Origin of the sequence: Micromonospora sp. NPDC023966, from assembly GCF_040639095.1 — a bacterium.
In the GTDB taxonomy this organism is placed as follows: domain Bacteria; phylum Actinomycetota; class Actinomycetes; order Mycobacteriales; family Micromonosporaceae; genus Micromonospora.
Genome location: NZ_JBEZZJ010000044.1, coordinates 36,056 through 55,064 on the forward strand (window position 1 = coordinate 36,056; position 19,009 = coordinate 55,064).

A 19,009-nucleotide genomic window follows, 5' to 3' on the forward strand; every position below is an offset into this window, starting at 1 on the left:
GAACCCATGCGGCATAGGCGGATAATGGAGTGACCATTGACACGGTGGCTTGCCCGCCGTTACGGTCAGAAAAGATTTCTGGAAGACGAAAAACAGTAGGGATCACATGGCAGACGCTCTTCTCCAGGGACTCCTCCAGGTCCTGACACCGCAGTCATTGTTGATGATGGTCGTTGGCGTCGCGCTTGGCTTTGTCGTCGGCATCCTGCCAGGCCTGGGTGGTGCCGTGACGCTGGCGCTGCTGTTGCCGTTCACCTTCTCGATGGACCCGGTCCCTGCGTTCGCCCTGCTGCTCGGCATGTACGTGGTCGCCGCAACTGCCGGTGACATCACCTCTGTGCTCTTCGGAGTGCCGGGGGAGGCGTCCTCGGCCGCCGTGGTCCTCGACGGATATCCGATGACGCGACGGGGACGGGCCGGGCGTGCGCTCGGTGCCGTGCTCACGAGCTCGGGGATCGGCGCGCTCGTCGGGGCGGTGGTCCTGGTGGTCCTCATCCCGCTGATCCGTCCGATCATCCTCAACATCGGACCACCCGAGTTCTTCGCCCTGGCGGTCCTCGGCCTCACGTTCGTGGTGACCCTGTCGTCCGGCAAGCTCCTCAAGGGCGCGCTGGCCTGCCTGTTCGGCGTCCTGGTCTCGCTGGTCGGCCTGGACCCGGCCACCGGATCGCCGCGATTCACCTTCGGCCTGCTCGAGCTGTGGGACGGCATCAGCATCGTCCCGGTGGTCATCGGCCTCTTCGGTGGCGCTGAGGTCCTCCAGCTGATGATGCAGAAGGGGAGTGTCGCCTCGACCAACCCCGCCTCCGCCTCGGTCTCCGGCGTCGGCGCGGGCGTCCGGGACGCACTGCGCCGCTGGCCGCTCGCGGTCCGCTCCGGCGCCATCGGCACCGGGCTCAGCCTCGTGCCGGGCATGGGCGGCTCGGTGGCTCAGTTCGTCGCCTACGGTCACGCCAAGTCGGTGTCGAAGAATCCCGAGGAGTTCGGCAAGGGCTCCGTCGAGGGCGTCGTCGCCGCGGGCGCCACCGGCGTGGCCAAGGACTGCGGCTCGCTCATCCCGACGGTGGCCTTCGGCATCCCCGGATCCGCCTCGAGCGCCGTACTGCTGAGCGCCTTCCTGATCCTCGGGCTCGATCCGGGCAAGGAGATGCTGACCACCGAGCTCGACGTCACCATGTCCATGGTCTGGATCGCCCTGCTGGCCACCGTCATCGCGATCGGTGTCGCCCTGGCCCTCGTCCGTCCGCTCGCCAAGCTCAGCTACGTCTCGGGTCCGCTGCTGATCCCCTTCCTCCTGCTGCTCCTCTCGATCGGCGCCTTCACGGAGAACAACAGCTGGACCGACGTCCTCGTGATGCTCGCCTTCGTCGTCGTGGGCGTGGCCTGCATCCGCTGGGACTGGCCGCGGGTGCCGCTCCTGCTCGGCTTCGTCCTCGGCGAGATCCTGGAGCGCTACATCTTCCTGTCGAACTCCCTCTTCGGCGCCGCCTGGATCACCCGGACTCCCGTTCTGGCGATCGGTGCCTGCATCGTCGCGATCCTCGCCAGCCACTTCGTCCGCGAACGTCGCGCCGCCCGGCGCCTGCAGATGGCCGCGTCCGCAGCGGCGGCCGGCCCTGCCGTCGACCTCTCCACCGAACACCGTTCCCACGACCGCGAGGGAGTCCTGTGATGGCCACGACCTCTCCATCCCCGACGCCGGCCCGGCGGCACATTCCCTCGGCCGACCTGATCGGCGGAGTCCTCCTGGCCGCCGTGATGGCAGGTGCGTTCGTCCTGACCCGTGGCTGGGACCACGATGCCGCAGTGTTCCCGCGCGGCGTCAGCCTGGGCGGGGCGGCACTCGGCGTCGTACTGGTGGTGCGCTCGCTGATCGGCACCCGCGAGGCGCCGGCTGTCCCCCACGAGATGGAGACTCCCGACGAGCAGCTCGAGTACGTGTTCCACACGGCCACCGCCCGGCAGTGGCTGGTGACCCTCGGCTGGTTCGTCGGCTTCTTCGTGTCGCTGTATGTGCTCGGTCTCTACCCCACGGCGATCCTCTACACAGTCGCCTACCTCCGAATCCAGGACAACCGGTCCTGGGTCTTCTCGGGAATCTACGCAGTGCTTCTGACAGGCGTGATGTACCTCGCCTTCAGCGTCGTCCTCACCCAGCAGGTCCCGGCCGGTCTCTTCGGGCTGGCGTGAGGGAAAACCGCACGGCCCGCGGGTCGACTACACGAGAGAGAAAGAGATGAAGAAACTCCACATCGCGGCCCTCGCCGTCATCGCCATGGTGGCCGCCGCCGGTTGCCAGAGCCAGGGAGCGGCCGGCAAGGCGTCGGGCAACTTCAAAGGCGAGACGATCAACCTGGTCGTCCCGTTCGACCCGGGCGGCGGCTACGACTCCTACGCCCGCCAGCTCGCGCCTGCGCTGGGCAAGGAGCTGGGCGCGAAGGTCGTCGTGGTCAACAAGCCGGGTGCCGGCGGCCTCCTCGCGATGAACGAACTCAGCTCGGCGAAGCCCGACGGCACCACCCTCGAGATCCTCAACATGACTGGCGCCGTGGGGAGCGCCCTGGCCGGCGCCGACGGCGTCAAGTACAAGCCTCAGGACTTCAGCTACGTCGGCCAGATCGCGAGCGAGCCGGACGTCGTCATCGCCGCAAAGAAGGGTGCGATCAAGTCGAGCGCCGACCTGGTCGCGGCCGCCCAGAAGGGTGGCCTCCGGTTCGCCGCGACCGGCCCCGGCTCGAACGAGTACGTCGACCCGCTCGTCCTTTCCAAGGCGCTCGGGGTCAACAACAAGATCGTGACCGGATTCGCGGGCTCCGGCGAGGCTGCGCTGGCTCTGCTCCAGGGTCATGTGGATGCGTACTCGCGCTCCCTGGGCAGCCAGCTCCCGACCATCAAGAGCGGTGACGGCATTCCGATCCTCGTGCTCGGTAGCAAGCCCGTGGCGCAGTTCCCCGACGTTCCGACGATGCTCGATGTCGCCGGCGACGCCGCCTCGAAGGAGATGCTGCAGTTCCACGCCCACCTGCTCGAGAGCGGCCGCACGATCGCTGCCCCGCCGAAGATGGACCAGGCTCGGCTCGCCGAGCTGCGCGACGCCTTCGCCAAGGTCGTGCAGGAGGCCGACTTCGTCGCCGAGGGGGAGAAGGCCGGCCGTCCCATCGTGTACAAGTCGGGAGCGGACGTCGCGAAGACGGTCGACGAGCTGATGAACCCTCCTGCGGCTTACGTCGACATCCTCAAGGCCGCCTATCAGGGCTGACGCGACACCGCGTCCAACACACCAACACACACGTCCCGGGCTACGCCCGGGCCGTGTGCCATGTCAGGGCGTCTCGTGGCGTCAGACGGTTCCCAGGGCACTCCCGAGCTCGTCGGCTGCCGTGCGCAACGCCTCGACGACCTCGCGTTGCCGTTTGCCCGGCATCCGGCTTGCAGGGGCGGATGCGTTGATCGCCGCGACCGCCAGGCCGCGCCGGTTGCGGACGGCGACCGCCACGGAGATGACGTCGTCCTCGCGGTGGTTGAGAGCGAAGCCGGCGACCCGCACGCCGGCAAGCTCCTCCTCCAGGTCGGCGACCTTCGCCGTGGACAGCGGGCCCCAGTCGGTCCCGGCCGCGCCGGCCAGCACCTCGGTCAGCTGGGCGGGCGTCAGCCCGGCCAGGATCGCCTTGCCGGTGGCGGTCTGGTGTGCCGGGAAGAGCTGCCCGGTGCGGTCGGCGACCCGGAGCGGGCGGCTCGACTCGGCCCCGGCCAGGTAGCGGATGTGCCCGCCCTCGAGCTGGGCGAGGTGGACCGTCTCGTCGATGTTCTCCGCGAGCCGGGCGAGGATCGGTTGCGCCAGGCTGCGGAGATCGAGGCTGCGGACTGCGCCGTAGCCGATCTCGAGCAGCGCGGGCCCGGCGGTGTAGACGCCACGGCCTCCTTGCTGGTGCACGAATTCGTGGTGCACCAGCATCGCCAGCAGGCGATGGGCCGTCGAGGGGGAGACGCCCAGCTTCGCCGCAACGTCGGAGAGACGAAGCTGCTGCTGGTCGCGGAAAACCAGCAGCAGCCGGAGGACGTTGTCCACCGACGAGATCGGGTAGGTCGGCCCATGCTTGGCCCCGGGGCTCGCGTCATCGGCGGAGCGGCGTTTCTTTTCGGCCAACGGAAGTTCTTTCTGCTAGGCGGACTTACCCATGATAGACGGTGAGGAACGAGAGAGCCCGACCGGCGACCGAAGCCGCCAGCCGGGCCCCCATGCGTGTTGGGATGCCAGCTGTCGTCAGATGAAGATCGACAGGTTCTTCGCCATCAGCACGGACTGGTCGAGGAGCAGCGTCCGACGCGTGAGCTTCCACTCGTCCCCGTCCTGCCGGAGCACGTCGCGGCGCCGGCCGACGAGGATGTCGATCTCGTCCGACACCCGGTTCCGGTAGACCAGGAACCGGCTGGACACCTCGACCTCGGGCAGCGCGACCCGGGTGAGCCGAAGGTTGGTGACCAGGTGCGAGACGCGGGAGACCGGCTCCTCGGCCCAGTGGACACCGGTAAGCAGCTGGATGACCCGCAGCTCCACGGTCGACTTGGGCTCGTCGAACCAGCAGACCTCGGCGCCCACCTTGGTGTCCTCGTTGCTGACCACGTCGCTGAACGGAACGTTCATCCGCAGCGGCACCGAGTACTGGTAGTCCTCGGCGAGCATGTCGAGCCACTCGGTGTAGCGGCGCTCGTCGAGCAGGTCCGCCTCGCGATAGAGGAAGTCGCTCACGTCGGCGAGCAAGTCGCGGAGGTCGGCCTTGGACAGACCGGACTCGTTGACGAGCTGGGGCGTGCCCTCGTGCTCACTCAGGGTGCTCATTCGGTCTCCTCCTTCGCGGCAGCAGCTGCAGCCTCTCGTTCCCGAATCCGCTCGACACGCTCGTCCACGGACGCGAGCTCCCGGAGCTGGTCCTGGGTCAGGTTGTCGACGTACTCGGTCCAACGCTGATAGAAGGCGCGGGCGTTGACCTCGCCGGCGATCGCGTGGTCGGAGTGCACGGCGCGGTCGAGGTCACTCGCCTGCTCGCGGTCGAGCCCCTGCTGGTAGTTGTAGGGGAAGCGGCGCGCGACGACACCGCGACTGGCCTGGGTGGCGTAGTCCCAGTTCTCCATGTCGTCCTGCTCGGTCATGCCCGCCGGGCCGCCGTAGCGCATGTAGTACTGGCGGAGCCACTCGCGGACGAAGTCCGGTGCGTCCTTGTCGACGAGGAACCAGCGCCAGACCTCGGTCTCGGTCGCGCTGATGGGGTGAGCCACCAGGATTGAGCGCGGGAACCCGGCCGCGAACGACATGTTGGGGAACAGGGTGGCCGGTCCGCGGCCGCCCAGCGGCCGACCCTCCGCGCGAAGCTTCTCCGCCCGCTTCTCCCACGCCTTCTCGAAGTACTCGGTCAGCTTGGGCTCGGCGAACTCCGGGTATGGGAGCTCGTAATCGAGGTTGTCGGAGGCGCCGTGGCCCAGGCGGAACGATGTCTTCATGCGGCCCTTTGAGAAGCCCCCCTGGTTCTGCCGCTCACCGTGCCGGCGCTTGCCCTTGCCGCCGGGTCCGATGCCGACCGCCTCCACGGAGGCGTGCGTCGAGGCACCGTGGTAGGTGTCGCCGAGGAAGTTCTCCGAGACGAACTTCCAGTTGGACTTGATTCGCCACTTCAGGACACCGTGGAAGACCTCGGTGCCGCCTTCGGTGCCGTCGAAGGCGTCGGCCAGGTTGTCGAGCCACCAGTGGAAGTCGCCGGCGTAGTCGAGGAAGTCCGGGGCCTCGGTGTCCCAGGTCGCGAAGATCAAGCCCTTGTAGTCATAGACCCGCGGGCAGCGCACGAGGCCCCACTTGGCCTTGTCCAGCTGACCCTGGTAGGCCGACTTCATGTGGGGGACGCCGTGGAGGTCGCCCGGCACGTCGACGAGTGAGCCGTCGATGCTGTAGGACCACGCGTGGTACGGGCAGGTGAACTGCATCGTGTTGCCCTCGTCGTAGCGGCACACCTTCATGCCGCGGTGGCGGCACGAGTTCAGCAGGACGTACACCTGACCCTTGTCGTCGCGGGTAAGCAGGACCGGGTCGGAGCCCATCCACGAGCTGAAGTAGTCACCCGGGTTGGGCACCTGGGAGGCGTGGCCGACGAAGAGCCACGCCCGGGGGAAGAGGTTCTCCAGCTCCTGCTTGTGGATCGCCTCGTCGACGAAGATCTCACGGCTGATCTCGCCGCTGTGAACGTCGACGAGGTCGGCGACCCGGCCATGCGCGGGGGGGCGCTTTCCTTCGATGGTCATGAGTGTCCTTTCTCTGGGTGGCCCCCTCGAGGCCGGTTTTGTCAGATGGCCGCGGACCGGGCCCGGTCGGCGAGGTCGGCAAGAACCGCTGGAAGGTCTGCGACGGAGGAGCCGGACTCCCACGCCTTGCGGCAGGCGGCGATCGCCCGGGGCCAGCCGAGGGTGACGGCGGCGGCGAGCCGGCCGGCGTTCTTGTAGAGCGCGACCGTGCGTTCGGCGCCGGCGGTCTCGAAGTGGTGCAGGGAGACCGACGTGGCCTCGGCCGGACGGCCGACCATCTGGATCTTGGTGCCGAACTGGTCGGACCAGAAGTACGGCGCCTTCAGCGGCTCCGGGACGGCGACCGGGTCGACGATCTGACGCGCGACGACGTGGGCCTGCTCGACGGCGTTGGTCCAGTGCTCGACGCGATAGTCCTTGTTAGTGGAGGGATCGACCTGGCGGGCGACGTCGCCGATGGCGTAGACGCCCTCCGCGTGGGGGCCAACGCCGTTGGCGAGTACAGCGCACCCTGCGTCGACGAAGACGCCGTCCTCGATCTTCAGGCCTGAGCCTTCCAGCCACTCGCAGTTGGGGACCGCGCCGATTCCGAGGACGACCGTCGCCGCCTCCAGCACCCGGCCGTCGACCAGGCGGACCAGGGTCAGGTCGCCGGACTTCTCGATCGCGGTCACGGCGGCCTCGGTGGCCAGGTTGACCCCGTTGGTCTCGTGCAGGTCGGTGAGCAGGCCGCCGACCTCGGGGCCGAGCGCTCGCGCGAACGGGGTCGAGAGGGCCTCGGTCATCGTGACCTCGGTCCCGAGGCTCCGGAACGACGAGGCGATCTCAGCACCGATGAAGCCGGCCCCGACGACCACGACCGGGCCGAGGTGCGCCCGGGCCGCCAAGGCGCGCGAGTCGCGCAGCTCACGGACGGTGAAGACGCTGTCGAGCTCGGTGAGCTCGGGCGAGAGCGTCCGGGGACGAACGCCGGTCGCGATCACCAAGGCGTCGTACTCAAGCTCCTCGCCGTCGGCGAGGTTGACCACCATCGAGTCGATGTCCAGGCTCGTGGCGCGTACTCCGAGCCTCGCCTCGGTCGCGATCGCGTCCCAGCCGCCCTCGCCGAGCAGCGAGATGTCGGCCTCGGACTGCTTGCCCAGGAGCAGCTGCTTGGACAGCGGCGGCTTGTCGTAGGGCTGCTCGCTCTCCTCGCCGACGACCGTGATGTCTCCGTCGTAGCCCAGCCGGCGCAGGTCCTGCGCCGTTCGGACGCCGCCGACGGAGGCGCCCACGATCACGACGCGATCGCTCACGGCGAATCCTCCAGCCAGATCGCGGCGACGGGGCATTGCCGGATCGCTTCCTCGGTCGTGGGCAGCTCGTCGCTGCTCACAGCCTCTTCGAGCACGACGACGAGGCCGTCGTCGTCGAGGTCGAAATGCTTCTCGTCGATGGCAACGCAGTTGCCGTAGCCCTGGCACCTGCCCAGGTCGCTCGTGACCCTCAACGCTTGCTCCCAACTAGGTCAATGGAGGTACCATTACGCTATGGGTGAGACGAGGATACGTCAACGGTCACGTTTCGAGGACGCGTACGTCGGCGCGAGCGGCGCGCTCTTCTCGTTCGCCATGGGCCTGTCAGCAGTGGCGATTCCGCTCTTCGCGTTGAACTCGGGGCTCACCGCCGGACAGGTCGGCGTGCTGATCGCGGTCTCGGCGTGTGCGCAGCTGAGTGTCCGCACCGTCATGGGGAGCCTCATGCGTCGCGTCGCCGACAAGCACTTCGTGAGCGCGGCCGGTGTCCTGATGGCGCTGTCCTGCGTGTCGCTGCTGCTGTCCTCGAGCGTGTGGGTGTTCGTGGTCTCCCAGCTCGCCCAGGGTGCGGCCCGCGGCGTCTTCTGGACGGGGGTGCAGACCCATGTCGTTCGTACGAGTACGTCGGCGGTGGCCGCGATCGCGCAGATCAATCTGGTCTCCGGCATCGGCCAGATCGTCGGCCCGTTCCTTGCCGGACCGATCATCGAGCACTACTCGCTGGAACGGGCGCTGGCCTGCGCGACCGTGGTCGGGGTGCTGGTCGTCCTCCCGTCCTCGCTGATGGTGCGACTGGAGCCGATGCGGCCGAAGCGGAAGGGGAGGAGCTCGGCGGTCGCCGTATGGCGCCAGCCCGGAGTCGGGCTGGCGAGCTGGGCCGGCGCGGTCGCCGGCAGCTGGCGCGCGATGATGAACTCGTATGTCCCGGTCCTGCTCGCTCAGGCCGGCCACGGCGCGGCTGCGATCGGTGTCGTCTCGGGCATCGCCAACGCGACGTCGATCGGCGGCAGCGCCGCTGCAGGATGGATCAAGATGGGGCGGCTGCGGGCGTTCCTGGTCTGGGGCATCGTGACGTCGGGCGTCGGCCTTGCCCTCTTCGGGATCCTCGCGGGCGACCTCGTGCTGGCGACCGTCGCGCTCGCTGTGGCGGGGGTCGGTGCCGGCCTGCTGCAGACGGCCGGTCCCGCGGTCGCCAGCGAGACGGTCGCTCCCGAGGAGCGTGGCGAGGCCATTGCGACGGCCGGCACCTACCGCGCCGCCGCCCTGCTGCTGGCACCGCTCGGGGTTGCCGGCCTGGTCACCGTTGTCGCAACGTCGGCCGGCATCGCCGTCCTGGGTGTCGCGATGGCGGGACCGGTCCTGTTGCTCCGCGGTCGCAAGGGCCTGATCGACTAGGATCGAGCGACAGTGAAGGAGTGCCGTGACCGCAGATATCGACGCGACTGACGCCCCGAACTCGATCCACTTCGAGCGGGTGGCGAACGTGCGCATCTCGGGGACCATTGTCGACCAGATCCGTGCCCGGATCCGCTCCGGCGAGCTTCCGGTCGGCGCCCGCCTCCCCGCCGAGCGAACGCTGTGCGATCAGTTCGGCGTCAGTCGGCGTACGGTTCGCGAAGCGTTCCGGATGCTCGAGGCGACCGGACACATCTCGATCAAGCTCGGCAAGGAGGGCGGCGCCTTCGTGACGGCGCCGTCGGCGTCGCTCGTCGGCGAAGGCCTCACCGACCTGATCAGCACGGCGGCGCTCTCCTCGTCAGAGGTCACGGAGATCCGTGCGATCATCGAGACCGCCCTGCTTCCCCTGGTCTGTGCGCGCGCGAACGAGGCCGACATCGACCGGCTCCGCGCTCTGTGCGACGCTCACGAGGCGGCCCGCAAGGACGGCTCCTACAGCGTGAAGATGTCGTTGGACTTCCACAGGGCGCTCGCGGAATGCACGCATAACGCGGCGGCCACCCTGCTGCTTGATGCCATGCGGGACTCGATCCTCAAGTCGCTGCAGGCCGCCGGTCACGGCGGCACCTCGGGCGTCGCGGAGCATCGCCGCATCGTCGACGCGATCGCCGCACGAAATCTTGATGCCGCGACGGCAGAGATGGCGGCACACCTGGATCGCACGGTGCGCGCCACGGCCGCTCTCTAACTTCTGCAGAATGAAAGGATTGGCCATTGCTGGCCGGGCTGTCTCCTGTGTAGCCTCCATGGCAGAAAAGTTTTCTGCAGAGCGGGATGGTAGTGGAAGTTGCAATCATCGGTCTGGGCCGGATGGGCCTGTCGCTGGCGCGTGCACTGGTCGGCGCAGGCGTGTCGGTCAGTGGATGCGACGTTTCGTTGGCTGCGCGTGAGCGCGCTGCCGGGGATGGCGTTCGGGTCGCCGATGACCTCGCCGGTGTGGCGTCGCGCAGCGACGTCGTCATCACGTCGCTGCCGACGGTGGCGGCGGTCCGCGGTGTCGTCTTCGAGCTCGGCACCCTGATGCGGCCCGGCACGCTGGTCGTCGAGACGTCCACCTGCGCTCCGGCGTTCGGGCGCGAGGCGGTGGAGCGTCTGGCCGCTCGAGGTGTCCGGTTCGTCGACTGCCCGGTCAGCGGCAAGCCGCCGGTGATGACCATGCTCATCGGTGGTGCGCCCGGGGTGCTCGGCGGCGCGGAGCAGGTGCTGGCGGCCGCCGTACGAACCATGGTCCACCTCGGCAAGCCCGGCGCCGGCTACGGCGTCAAGCTCCTTCAGCAATACATTAAGTACGCCCGATTCCTCGTCGCGGCTGAGGCGCTGACGTTCGCCGAGAGCGAGGGCCTCGACGTCCCGGAGACGGTCCGCGCGCTCTCGGCCGGCACGGGTGCGCTTCCCGGGCTGGCGACTGCCGAGGAGCACTTCCTCGGCGACGCCGCCGCCGTCGCGTCCCATGCTCCTGTGACGACGATCGTGAAGGACCTGGAGCTGGCCCGCGCCATGTTCCACGACGCGGGCTTCGAGAGCCCCTCGTTCTTCGCTCTCAGCGAGTTCTTCCTCGCCGCCGGCGCTGTGGGGCTGGAGGAGCGCCCCTATCCCGAGGTCATCGACCTCCTGTCCGACTTCCGGTTCGCCAAGGGAGAGCCATGCTGAAAGACGCCGATCCGACCTTCTCGCCCGCAGGTGACCCATCGCTTCGGCACGAGATCGCAACCGCCTGCCGGATCGCTGCCTTTCGCGGTCTCTGCGAGGACGTGCTGGGGCACATCAGCAGCCGCCACCCCGGTGGCCTCCTGATGCGGTGCCGACGCCCGCAGGAGCGGGGTCTGCTGTTCACGACGGCCGACGACATCCTGCTGACCGGGCCGGACGGCGCTCTGCTCGAGCCGGCAGACGGGGCCGCGGTGCCGAACGAGATCCACATCCACACCGAGATCCTCAGGGCCCGGCCGGACGTCGACGTCGTGCTACACGCGCACCCGCCCGCGATCGTCGCTCTCGACATGGTGGGCCTCTCCCTCGTTCCTGTGGTCGGCGCCTACAACATCCCGGCGGCGCGCATGGCGCGGGACGGCATCCCGACCTACCCGCGTAGCGTCCTGGTGAACACCCCGGCGCTGGGCCGTGAGCTCGTCGCCGCGCTCGGGGAGAAGGACGTCTGCGTCATGCGCGGACACGGTCTCGTCACCACCGGGCGCACCGTCAAGGAGGCGCTGAGCCGGGCACTGAGCCTGGACGCGCTCGCCCGCGTGATGCTGCTTGCCGCCGGCGCCGGTCAGGTGCCCGCAGGCCTGCCGGACGCCGACCTCGCACAATTGCCCGACCTGGGCGCCGGCTTCAATGACGAGCAGAATTGGCGGTTCCAGGTTTCGGCTCTTGCACTAGCGGGCCTTGCAATCCCGGAGCGCGGTTCATCACCAGCGACGTCATGCTGCTCCACACCTTGCTGACATTGAACGGGCAGGGTCGAATCGACCCCACCGTGCCAGCAAGTCGACGCGGAGGTTGTCGAGCACGGCCCCGGCCGTCGTGATCGACGCCAGATACCTCGGCAATGGCGAGGGGACGCCGAACGGATCGCCGCCGCGCTGCAGGCCGGCATCGCCGGCTCCGCGCCAACTGTCCACGGTCGACGAGTTGCCCTCGGCGATCGCCTTGAGTGGCAGGTTCTGCGAGTGGGCGACGATGAGCGACACCACGTTGCCGAAGGCGAAGTCGAATTCCCCGCCGACCACGCCCGGTACGGCGGCCGCGCCGCCGGTCGTGTTGACCACATCGACCTCGATGTTCTGCTCGGCGAAGAAGCCCTTCTCCTTGCCGAGGTAGAGGGGGGCCACGTCGACGATCGGGATGGCCCCGACCTTGACCTTGGTGGGCCCTCCGCGATGCCCGCCGGAAGCACCGCCGTCGCCGGAACCGCAGGCGGCGGTGGCGGTGGCGGTGAGGAGGGCTACGGCGGTTATGGCGCTGGCGATGAGACGGCGCATGAAGGTACTCCCGCGTCCGGCGGTCCCGGGGGACCGGGGGGTGGTGGGGCCCCGGTTCGGAGGAGCCCGTGCTGTGTTCGCAAGCCGAACGGCCGTTCTCATTTAGAACATTTGCACGTGACTCCCCTCACGTCAACGGGTAGCCGCAACATTGCTGCAACGAGGCGGTAGCCGCGGATTGCGCTGGTCGGGCTCGTTGACGGAACGCGCCGCGAGGCATTATGTTCGACATAGGAACGGCAGTCCGCATAGCGAACAGCGGATCGGCCGAGGAAATCGCAGGAGACGGGGAGGGTCATGGCGAAGCTCGTCTCACTGGCCGAGGGCGTGGCGGACCTGGTCCGCGACGGAGATGTGGTCGCCCTGGAGGGCTTCACCCACCTCATTCCGTTCGCCGCCGGCCACGAGATCATCCGTCAGGGACGGCAGGACCTGACCCTGGTCCGGATGACGCCGGACGTCATCTACGACCAGCTCATCGGCATGGGCTGTGCCCGCCGCCTGGTCTTCTCCTGGGGCGGCAACCCCGGCGTCGGATCGCTGCACCGCTTCCGCGACGCGGTGCAGAACTCCTGGCCGGTGCCGCTGGAGCTGGAGGAACACAGCCACGCGGGCATGGCCAACCGGTATGTGGCCGGCGCCTCCGGCCTGCCGTTCGCCGTGCTGCGCGGCTACACCGGCACCGACCTGCCGCGGCACACCACCAACATCAAGACGATCACCTGCCCGTTCACCGGCGAGGTGCTGACGGCCGTGCCCGCGTTGCGCCCCGACGTCACCGTGGTGCACGCCCAGCGGGCCGACCGGGCCGGCAACGTGCAGATGTGGGGCATCACCGGGGTGCAGAAGGAGGCGGTCCTCGCGGCGCACCGCTCGCTGGTCACCGTCGAGGAGATCGTCGACGAGCTCGAACCGGTACCGGGCCAGGTCGTCCTGCCGAGCTGGGCGGTGACCGCGGTGGCCGCGGTGCCGGCCGGCTCGCACCCGTCCTACGCGCAGGGCTACTCGGTCCGTGACAACGACTTCTACGTCCGCTGGGACGCGATCAGCCGGGACCGGGACACCTTCCGCGAGTGGATGGAGCAGCACGTGCTGAAGGCGGAGGTGCAGGCATGAGCCGTGAGTACACGTCCGACGAGATGATGACGGTGGCCGCCGCCCGGCAGTTGCGGGACGGCAGCGCCTGTTTCGTCGGCATCGGCCTGCCCAGCACCGCGGCCAACCTGGCCCGGGCCACGCACGCGCCCAACCTGGTGCTCATATACGAGTCCGGCTGCCTCGGCGCGAAGCCCGACCGGCTCCCGCTCTCCATCGGCGACGGAATCCTCGCCGACACCGCCGACGCGGTGGTCTCTGTGCCCGAGGTCTTCAACTACTGGCTCCAGCCCGGCCGGATCGACGTCGGCTTCCTCGGCGCCGCCCAGCTCGACCGGTACGGCAACATCAACACGACGGTGATCGGCGGCGACTACGACGACCCCAAGGTCCGCCTCCCCGGGGCGGGCGGCGCCCCGGAGATCGCCGCGTCCTGTGGCGAGGTGGTCGTGGTCGTCCGGCAGAGCCTGCGTACGTTCATCGACCGGGTCGACTTCGTCACCTCCGTCGGGTACGGCCGCGGACCGGGCGACCGGGAGCGGCTCGGGCTGCGCGGCGGCGGCCCGCGCGTGGTGATCACCGACCTGGGCGTCCTGAAGCCCGACCCGGACACCTGCGAACTGACCCTGACCCGGCTGCACCCCGGGGTGACCGTCGAGCAGGCCCGGGCCGCCACCGGCTGGGACCTCGCCGTCGCCGGGGACCTCGCGGCGGTCGACCCGCCGACCGAGCACGAGCTCGCAGTCCTGCGCGCCCTGGAGGCGACCAAGAAGGTGGCGGCCCAGTGAGCGAGCGCAGCGAGCGAATCAGCCAACTCAGGGCCGCAAAAGCTCAGCGCGGCGCGATGAGTAACGACGTCTACATCCTCGACGCCGTACGCACCCCGATCGGCCGGTACGGCGGCGGCCTGGCCGGCGTACGCCCCGACGACCTCGCCGCCCACGTGGTGAGCGAGGTGGTCCGGCGCAGCCCCGGCCTCGACCCGGCCCGCATCGACGACGTGCTGCTCGGCAACGCCAACGGCGCCGGCGAGGACAACCGGGACGTGGCCCGGATGGCGGTGCTGCTGGCCGGCCTGCCCCCATCGGTGCCCGGCGCCACGGTGAACCGGCTCTGCGGCTCCGGCCTGGAGGCGGTGATCGGGGCGTCCCGGGCGATCGCCCTCGGTGACGCGTCGATCTGCGTGGCCGGTGGCGTCGAGTCGATGAGCCGAGCGCCGTGGGTGCTGCCCAAACCCGAGCAGGGCTATCCCCGCGGGCACGAGACCCTACACTCGACCACCCTCGGCTGGCGGATGGTGAACCCACGGATGCCCCAGGAGTGGACGGTGGCGCTCGGCGAGGGAGCGGAGATCCTCGCCGACCGGTACAAGATCTCCCGCGAGGAGCAGGACCGGTTCGCGTACCGCAGCCACGAGCTCGCCGCCCGGGCCTGGACCGAGGGCGCGTACGCCGACGAGGTCAGCCCGGTGCCCGGTACCAACGTCGAGCGGGACGAGAGCATCCGGCCCGACACCACACTGGGTGCCCTGGCCGGCCTCAAGCCGGCCTTCCGGGCCGACGGCACGGTGACCGCCGGCAACTCCTCCCCGCTTAACGACGGAGCCAGTGCCCTGCTGCTCGCCGACCGAGCCGGAGCCGACGCGATCGGCCGGGCGCCGCTGGCGCGGATCGTCTCGCGGGCGGTCACCGCGATCGAGCCGCACCTGTTCGGCATCGGCCCGGTCGCCGCCGCCGAGGAGGCCCTGCGGCGGGCCGGAATAGGCTGGGCCGACCTCGACGTAATCGAACTCAACGAGGCGTTCGCCGCACAGTCGCTCGCCTGCCTGGCCGAGTGGCCGGATCTCGACCCGGAGATCGTCAACCCGCAGGGGGGAGCGATCGCGCTCGGGCACCCACTGGGCTCGTCCGGATCCCGGATCCTCGGATCACTGGCCTGGCAGCTGCAGCGCCGCGGCGGCGGGCGGGGCCTCGCCGCGATCTGCATCGGGGTCGGCCAAGGGCTGGCCGTGGTGTTGGAAGCCTGACGGGAGAGGAACATGACCCAGGACACCGTCCACCAGACAGGCAGCGGCCTGCTGCTGCCGAAATACCGGCGCGACGACGTCGACGCCCACCCGCCCCTGCTCAGCCCCGGCTACAAGTCGACGGTGCTGCGCTCGCCGCAGCGACCGCTGACCTACCTGCCGCAGCGACTCACCGAGATCACCGGGCCGCTGCTCGGGCAGGGACGGCTCGGCGAGCTGGACCACGACCTGACCCGCCAGCACGACGGGGAACCACAGGGACAGCGGATCATCGTCCACGGCCGGGTCCTCGACGGCGATGGCCGCCCCGTGCCACACACCCTGGTCGAGATCTGGCAGGCGAACGCCGCGGGGCGCTACCGCCACGCCGTGGACAACTGGCCGGCACCCATCGACCCCAATTTCGAAGGAGTCGGGCGGGGGCTCACCGACGACCGGGGCCACTATCGCTTCATCACCGTGCAACCCGGTGCGTACCCGTGGCGCAACCACGACAACGCCTGGCGGCCGGCGCACATCCACTTCTCCCTCTTCGGCCGCGCGTTCACCCAGCGGCTCGTCACGCAGATGTACTTCCCGGGCGACCCGCTCTTCTTCCAGGACCCGATCTTCAACTCCGTTCGTGACCCGAAGGCTCGGGATCGGATGATCGCCCGGTACGACCACGCCACCACGGCGCCCGAGTGGGCGCTGGCGTACGAGTTCGACATCGTGCTGCGCGGCCGGGAGAGCACGCCCTTCGAAGACGAGGACGACGATGAGTGAGAAGTTGGGCGTGACGCCCGCACAGACGGTCGGGCCGTTCCTGCACCTCGGCCTGCTCTGGCCCGACGGCCCATATGTGGTACCCGAGGGCACGCCAGGCGCGTTCTGGATCCGCGGTCAGATCTTCGACGGCACCGGAGCTCCGGTGGTCGACGCGCTGGTGGAGAGCTGGCAGGCCGATCCGGACGGCCGCTTCGACCATCCGGACGACCCTCGCGGCGCCCGGCCGCCCGCCGTGCCGGGCTTCCGCGGATTCGGGCGTAGCGAGACCGACGCGCAGGGGCGGTACGCGCTGCTGACCGTCAAGCCGGGGCCGCTGCCCGACCCGGACGGCGGCACCGAGGCGCCGCACCTGACCCTCTCGGTCTTCGGGCGGGGGCTGCTGCATCGCCTGGTCACCCGGCTCTACTTCCCGGACGAGCCGGCGAACGCCGCCGACCCGGTCCTGTGCAGCGTCGACGCCGACCGTCGCGACACGCTGGTAGCCGGACCGGCACCGGACGGGTTCCGCTTCGACATCCGACTGCAGGGCGCGCATGAGACCGTCTTCTTCGCCGTCTGACCGGCTGCTCGGCGGACTCTCCGGCACGCCGGACGTCGACGTGGAACTCAGCGACGCGGCCCTGCTGCAGGCGCTGCTCGACGTGGAGGCCGCGCTCGCCCGGGCCGCGGCGGACAGTGGTGTCCTGCCAGCACCGGCGGCCGAGGCGATCGCCGCTGAGTGCCGAGCCGAGCGCTATGACGCGGGTGTGCTCGGCCGGGCCGCCGACGCCGCCGGCAATCCGGTCGTGCCGCTCGTGCGCGAACTGACCGCTGCCGTACCGGAGCACGCTCGCCCCTGGGTGCACACCGGCGCGACCAGCCAGGACGTGCTCGACAGCGCACTGGTCCTGGTCGCGGTACGGGCCATCGGACCGCTGCTGCGCCACCTCGACGACGCCGCCGACGCCGCGGCCCGCCTCGCCGACACCCACCGCGCGAGTGTGCTGGTCGCCCGGACCCTCGGCCAGCAGGCGGCGCCCACCACGTTCGGCCTCAAGGCCGCCGGCTGGCTGGTGGGTCTGATCGAGGCGCGGGAACGGCTACGGCAGGTACGGGCGGAACTGCCCGCCCAGCTCGGTGGCGCGGTCGGCACCCTGGCCGCGTTCGGGCCAGCCGGCCCGTTGGTGGCCGACCGGTTCGCGGCGCACCTGGGCCTCGCCCAGAGCCTGCTGCCCTGGCACACCCGCCGGCAGCCCGTGCTCGACCTGGCCGCCTCCCTCGGCGGGCTCCTCGCCGTCGCAGGCAAGGTCGCGGTCGACGTCGGGCTGCTCGCCCAGACCGAGATCGGTGAGGTCGCCGAGGGCGGCGCCGGGCGGGGCGGCTCATCGGCGATGCCGCACAAGCGCAACCCGGTCGACTCCGTCCTCGTCACCGCTGTGGCGCGACGCGGCCCGGGCCTGGTCGCCACCCTGTTCACCGCGGCCGTGCAGGAGCACGAGCGGGCCGCGGGCGCCTGGCACGCCGAGTGGGAGCCCCTGCTCGAACTGCTGCACCTGGCCGGCGGGGCCGGCGCCCGGTGTTCCCGGATGCTGGAGGGCCTGCAGGTCCACCCGGACCGAATGCGGGCCAACCTCGACGTGTCGGGCGGACTCGTGCTGGCCGAGGCCGTCGCGGCGCGCCTCGCGCCCGCCCTCGGCCGCACCGCGGCGCACGACCTCGTCACCCGCGCCGCCGCCCAGCCGTCGTTCCGGGAGGCGCTGCTCGCCGACACCGACACACACGCCAACCTGTCCGAGCGGGAGGTGGACGAGGCGCTCGACCCGTACGGCTGGCTGGGATCGGTCGACCCGTTCATCGACCGCGCGCTGGACGCCCACCGGGCGGCGAAGCCGTGACACCCCGGCTGCAAATCACGATGGACGGCGCGGCCGACGCGCCGGTGCTGCTGCTCGGCAGCTCCCTCGGCACCACCGGTGCCATGTGGGAGCCGCAGGTGGCGGCGCTCGCCGAACGGTTCCGGGTCATCCGGTACGACCACCTAGGCCACGGCCGGTCGGCGGTCCCGGCCGGGCCGTACACGATCGACCTGCTGGGCCGGGAGGTGCTGCGGCTCCTGGACGAGCTGGGCCTCCCGCGGGTCCACTACGCGGGCCTGTCTCTCGGCGGCATGGTCGGCATGTGGCTGGCCGCGCACGCGCCCGATCGGCTGCGGCGGCTGGCGGTGCTCTGCACGTCGGCGTCACTCGGCCCGCCCGAGAGCTGGCAGGCACGGGCGGCGACGGTCCGGGCGGGCGGGCTGGCGGCGATCGCCGACGTCGTGGTGGCCCGGTGGTTCACCCCGACCTTCGCCGCGGCCCGGCCGAACCTGGTCGACGGCTACCGGGCCCTCCTGGCCGCCACGCCCCCTGCCGGCTACGCGGCCTGCTGCGAGGCGATCGCGGTCATGGACCTCCGATCCGACCTCGACAAGGTCGAGGCGCCGACGCTGGTGATCGCGGGAGCGGAGGACCGCGCCGCGCCGGTGGACCATGCCCGCGAGATCGTGGCACGTATCCCGCACGCGCGGCTGGCCGTCGTGGCTCAGGCGGCGCACCTAGCCAACGTCGAGCAACCCGAACAGGTGTCCCGACTCCTGGTGAACCACTTCGACGAGGAACAGGCTGACCGATGAACGAACGCGAGCGGCATGAAGCAGGCATGACGGTACGCCGGCAGGTGCTCGGCGACGCGCACGTCGACTCCGCGATCGCCGGCACGGACGGGTTCACCGCCGACTTCCAGGACTTCATCACCCGGTACGCGTGGGGGGAAATCTGGACCCGGCCCGGCCTGGACCGGCGTACTCGCAGCTGCATCACCCTCGCCGTCCTCGCCACCCTGGGTCACGATGAGGAGCTGGCGATGCACGTGCGCGCTGCGCTGCGTAACGGGTTGACCCCGGAGGAGGTCGGCGAGGTTCTGCTCCAGGTCGGCGTCTACGCTGGCGTACCGGCGGCGAACCGGGCGTTCAAGGTGGCCCAACAGACCCTGCGGCAGGAGGCCGGATGAGCGAGGAGGCGGCGCGGACCCCGGAATTCGTCCAGTCGCTGGAACGCGGGCTGGCGGTCATCCGG

General features: G+C 70.2%; 21 protein-coding genes. 15 read left to right on the top strand and 6 right to left on the bottom strand.

Features of this window, described 5'->3' with window-relative positions; genetic code table 11:
• Positions 1–166: 166 nt before the first annotated feature.
• The 3 genes from AB0F68_RS31940 to AB0F68_RS31950 are packed head-to-tail and all read left to right on the top strand — an operon-like array spanning position 167 to position 3,259.
• Positions 167–1,672 (top strand): tripartite tricarboxylate transporter permease, encoded by a 1,506-nt coding sequence (locus AB0F68_RS31940; protein WP_357345048.1) that lies wholly within the window; start codon positions 167–169, stop codon positions 1,670–1,672.
• Entirely contained in the window at positions 1,672–2,190 is a 519-nt protein-coding gene (locus AB0F68_RS31945) for a tripartite tricarboxylate transporter TctB family protein (protein WP_357345005.1), read from the top strand. The genes AB0F68_RS31940 and AB0F68_RS31945 overlap by 1 nt, the downstream gene beginning before the upstream one ends.
• A 46-nt stretch (positions 2,191–2,236) precedes the next feature.
• Positions 2,237–3,259 carry a tripartite tricarboxylate transporter substrate binding protein gene (locus tag AB0F68_RS31950; protein ID WP_357345007.1) on the top strand — a complete coding sequence of 341 codons (1,023 nt, stop codon included), beginning with the start codon at positions 2,237–2,239 and terminating at the stop codon, positions 3,257–3,259.
• A gap of 81 nt (positions 3,260–3,340) precedes the next feature.
• On the opposite strand, the gene AB0F68_RS31955 is transcribed toward AB0F68_RS31950, so the two are convergent.
• The 5 genes from AB0F68_RS31955 to AB0F68_RS31975 all read right to left on the bottom strand — a co-directional run bounded on the left by AB0F68_RS31955 (position 3,341) and on the right by AB0F68_RS31975 (position 7,780).
• Positions 3,341–4,069, bottom strand: a complete 729-nt coding sequence (locus AB0F68_RS31955; RefSeq protein WP_357345009.1) for an IclR family transcriptional regulator — start codon at positions 4,067–4,069, stop codon at positions 3,341–3,343.
• Positions 4,070–4,264: 195 nt separating this feature from the next.
• Positions 4,265–4,840: a 3-phenylpropionate/cinnamic acid dioxygenase subunit beta gene (locus AB0F68_RS31960; protein WP_357345011.1), complete on the bottom strand. Its 576-nt coding sequence runs from the start codon at positions 4,838–4,840 to the stop codon at positions 4,265–4,267.
• On the bottom strand, positions 4,837–6,291 hold the full coding sequence (locus AB0F68_RS31965) for an aromatic ring-hydroxylating dioxygenase subunit alpha (protein WP_357345013.1): 1,455 nt from the start codon (positions 6,289–6,291) through the stop codon (positions 4,837–4,839). Before AB0F68_RS31965 ends, AB0F68_RS31960 begins: the two co-directional genes overlap by 4 nt.
• Positions 6,292–6,332: 41 nt before the next feature.
• The gene (locus tag AB0F68_RS31970) at positions 6,333–7,586 is read right to left on the bottom strand and encodes an FAD-dependent oxidoreductase (protein WP_357345015.1); all 1,254 of its coding nucleotides are present in this window, start codon (positions 7,584–7,586) and stop codon (positions 6,333–6,335) included.
• Positions 7,583–7,780, bottom strand: coding sequence for a ferredoxin (locus AB0F68_RS31975; protein WP_357345017.1), 198 nt, complete (start codon positions 7,778–7,780; stop codon positions 7,583–7,585). Before AB0F68_RS31975 ends, AB0F68_RS31970 begins: the two co-directional genes overlap by 4 nt.
• A 40-nt stretch (positions 7,781–7,820) precedes the next feature.
• Here AB0F68_RS31975 and AB0F68_RS31980 point away from each other — a divergent pair, with 40 nt between their 5' ends.
• From AB0F68_RS31980 to AB0F68_RS31995, 4 genes are all read left to right on the top strand, one after another.
• Positions 7,821–8,981: an MFS transporter gene (locus AB0F68_RS31980; protein WP_357345019.1), complete on the top strand. Its 1,161-nt coding sequence runs from the start codon at positions 7,821–7,823 to the stop codon at positions 8,979–8,981.
• A gap of 25 nt (positions 8,982–9,006) precedes the next feature.
• Positions 9,007–9,732 carry a FadR/GntR family transcriptional regulator gene (locus AB0F68_RS31985; protein WP_357345021.1) on the top strand — a complete coding sequence of 242 codons (726 nt, stop codon included), beginning with the start codon at positions 9,007–9,009 and terminating at the stop codon, positions 9,730–9,732.
• A gap of 92 nt (positions 9,733–9,824) precedes the next feature.
• Positions 9,825–10,694: an NAD(P)-dependent oxidoreductase gene (locus AB0F68_RS31990; RefSeq protein WP_357345023.1), complete on the top strand. Its 870-nt coding sequence runs from the start codon at positions 9,825–9,827 to the stop codon at positions 10,692–10,694.
• Positions 10,688–11,491 carry a class II aldolase/adducin family protein gene (locus tag AB0F68_RS31995; RefSeq protein ID WP_357345025.1) on the top strand — a complete coding sequence of 268 codons (804 nt, stop codon included), beginning with the start codon at positions 10,688–10,690 and terminating at the stop codon, positions 11,489–11,491. The genes AB0F68_RS31990 and AB0F68_RS31995 overlap by 7 nt, the downstream gene beginning before the upstream one ends.
• Here the strand turns inward: AB0F68_RS31995 and AB0F68_RS32000 are convergent.
• Positions 11,468–12,028 (bottom strand): ABC transporter substrate-binding protein, encoded by a 561-nt coding sequence (locus AB0F68_RS32000; protein ID WP_357345027.1) that lies wholly within the window; start codon positions 12,026–12,028, stop codon positions 11,468–11,470. The genes AB0F68_RS31995 and AB0F68_RS32000 overlap by 24 nt on opposite strands.
• Positions 12,029–12,325: 297 nt before the next feature.
• Between AB0F68_RS32000 and AB0F68_RS32005 the strand changes: the two genes are divergently transcribed.
• Genes AB0F68_RS32005 through pcaC form a run of 8 tightly spaced genes read left to right on the top strand, consistent with a single transcriptional unit; the run spans position 12,326 to position 18,944 of the window.
• The gene (locus AB0F68_RS32005; protein WP_357345029.1) at positions 12,326–13,144 is read left to right on the top strand and encodes a CoA-transferase; all 819 of its coding nucleotides are present in this window, start codon (positions 12,326–12,328) and stop codon (positions 13,142–13,144) included.
• Complete coding sequence (locus AB0F68_RS32010) at positions 13,141–13,911, top strand: CoA-transferase subunit beta (protein WP_357345032.1); 771 nt, start codon at positions 13,141–13,143, stop codon at positions 13,909–13,911. Before AB0F68_RS32005 ends, AB0F68_RS32010 begins: the two co-directional genes overlap by 4 nt.
• Positions 13,912–13,967: 56 nt before the next feature.
• Complete coding sequence (locus AB0F68_RS32015) at positions 13,968–15,149, top strand: thiolase family protein (RefSeq protein ID WP_357345034.1); 1,182 nt, start codon at positions 13,968–13,970, stop codon at positions 15,147–15,149.
• Between the two features lie 12 nt (positions 15,150–15,161).
• Positions 15,162–15,914, top strand: coding sequence for a protocatechuate 3,4-dioxygenase subunit beta (gene pcaH, locus AB0F68_RS32020; RefSeq protein WP_357345036.1), 753 nt, complete (start codon positions 15,162–15,164; stop codon positions 15,912–15,914).
• Complete coding sequence (gene pcaG, locus AB0F68_RS32025) at positions 15,907–16,476, top strand: protocatechuate 3,4-dioxygenase subunit alpha (RefSeq protein ID WP_357345038.1); 570 nt, start codon at positions 15,907–15,909, stop codon at positions 16,474–16,476. The genes pcaH and pcaG overlap by 8 nt, the downstream gene beginning before the upstream one ends.
• Positions 16,451–17,791: a 3-carboxy-cis,cis-muconate cycloisomerase gene (gene pcaB / locus AB0F68_RS32030; protein WP_357345040.1), complete on the top strand. Its 1,341-nt coding sequence runs from the start codon at positions 16,451–16,453 to the stop codon at positions 17,789–17,791. Before pcaG ends, pcaB begins: the two co-directional genes overlap by 26 nt.
• A complete protein-coding gene (gene pcaD, locus AB0F68_RS32035) occupies positions 17,788–18,567 on the top strand; it encodes a 3-oxoadipate enol-lactonase (protein WP_357345042.1) in 780 nt (259 codons plus the stop codon). The genes pcaB and pcaD overlap by 4 nt, the downstream gene beginning before the upstream one ends.
• A complete protein-coding gene (pcaC, locus tag AB0F68_RS32040; RefSeq protein WP_357345044.1) occupies positions 18,564–18,944 on the top strand; it encodes a 4-carboxymuconolactone decarboxylase in 381 nt (126 codons plus the stop codon). The genes pcaD and pcaC overlap by 4 nt, the downstream gene beginning before the upstream one ends.
• The last annotated feature ends 65 nt before the right edge of the window (positions 18,945–19,009 follow it).

Bases quoted from the DNA above. Each gene is read 5' to 3' on its own strand.
- AB0F68_RS31945 (WP_357345005.1), top strand. From the start codon at position 1,672: ATGGCCACGACCTCTCCATCCCCGACGCCGGCCCGGCGGCACATTCCC.
- pcaB (WP_357345040.1), top strand. From the start codon at position 16,451: ATGAGACCGTCTTCTTCGCCGTCTGACCGGCTGCTCGGCGGACTCTCC.
- AB0F68_RS32015 (WP_357345034.1), top strand. From the start codon at position 13,968: ATGAGTAACGACGTCTACATCCTCGACGCCGTACGCACCCCGATCGGC.
- AB0F68_RS31950 (WP_357345007.1), top strand. From the start codon at position 2,237: ATGAAGAAACTCCACATCGCGGCCCTCGCCGTCATCGCCATGGTGGCC.
- pcaG (WP_357345038.1), top strand. From the start codon at position 15,907: ATGAGTGAGAAGTTGGGCGTGACGCCCGCACAGACGGTCGGGCCGTTC.
- AB0F68_RS32005 (WP_357345029.1), top strand. From the start codon at position 12,326: ATGGCGAAGCTCGTCTCACTGGCCGAGGGCGTGGCGGACCTGGTCCGC.
- AB0F68_RS32000 (WP_357345027.1), bottom strand. From the start codon at position 12,028: ATGCGCCGTCTCATCGCCAGCGCCATAACCGCCGTAGCCCTCCTCACC.
- pcaC (WP_357345044.1), top strand. From the start codon at position 18,564: ATGAACGAACGCGAGCGGCATGAAGCAGGCATGACGGTACGCCGGCAG.
- AB0F68_RS31960 (WP_357345011.1), bottom strand. From the start codon at position 4,840: ATGAGCACCCTGAGTGAGCACGAGGGCACGCCCCAGCTCGTCAACGAG.
- AB0F68_RS31965 (WP_357345013.1), bottom strand. From the start codon at position 6,291: ATGACCATCGAAGGAAAGCGCCCCCCCGCGCATGGCCGGGTCGCCGAC.
- AB0F68_RS31980 (WP_357345019.1), top strand. From the start codon at position 7,821: ATGGGTGAGACGAGGATACGTCAACGGTCACGTTTCGAGGACGCGTAC.
- pcaH (WP_357345036.1), top strand. From the start codon at position 15,162: ATGACCCAGGACACCGTCCACCAGACAGGCAGCGGCCTGCTGCTGCCG.
- AB0F68_RS32010 (WP_357345032.1), top strand. From the start codon at position 13,141: ATGAGCCGTGAGTACACGTCCGACGAGATGATGACGGTGGCCGCCGCC.
- AB0F68_RS31940 (WP_357345048.1), top strand. From the start codon at position 167: ATGGTCGTTGGCGTCGCGCTTGGCTTTGTCGTCGGCATCCTGCCAGGC.
- AB0F68_RS31995 (WP_357345025.1), top strand. From the start codon at position 10,688: ATGCTGAAAGACGCCGATCCGACCTTCTCGCCCGCAGGTGACCCATCG.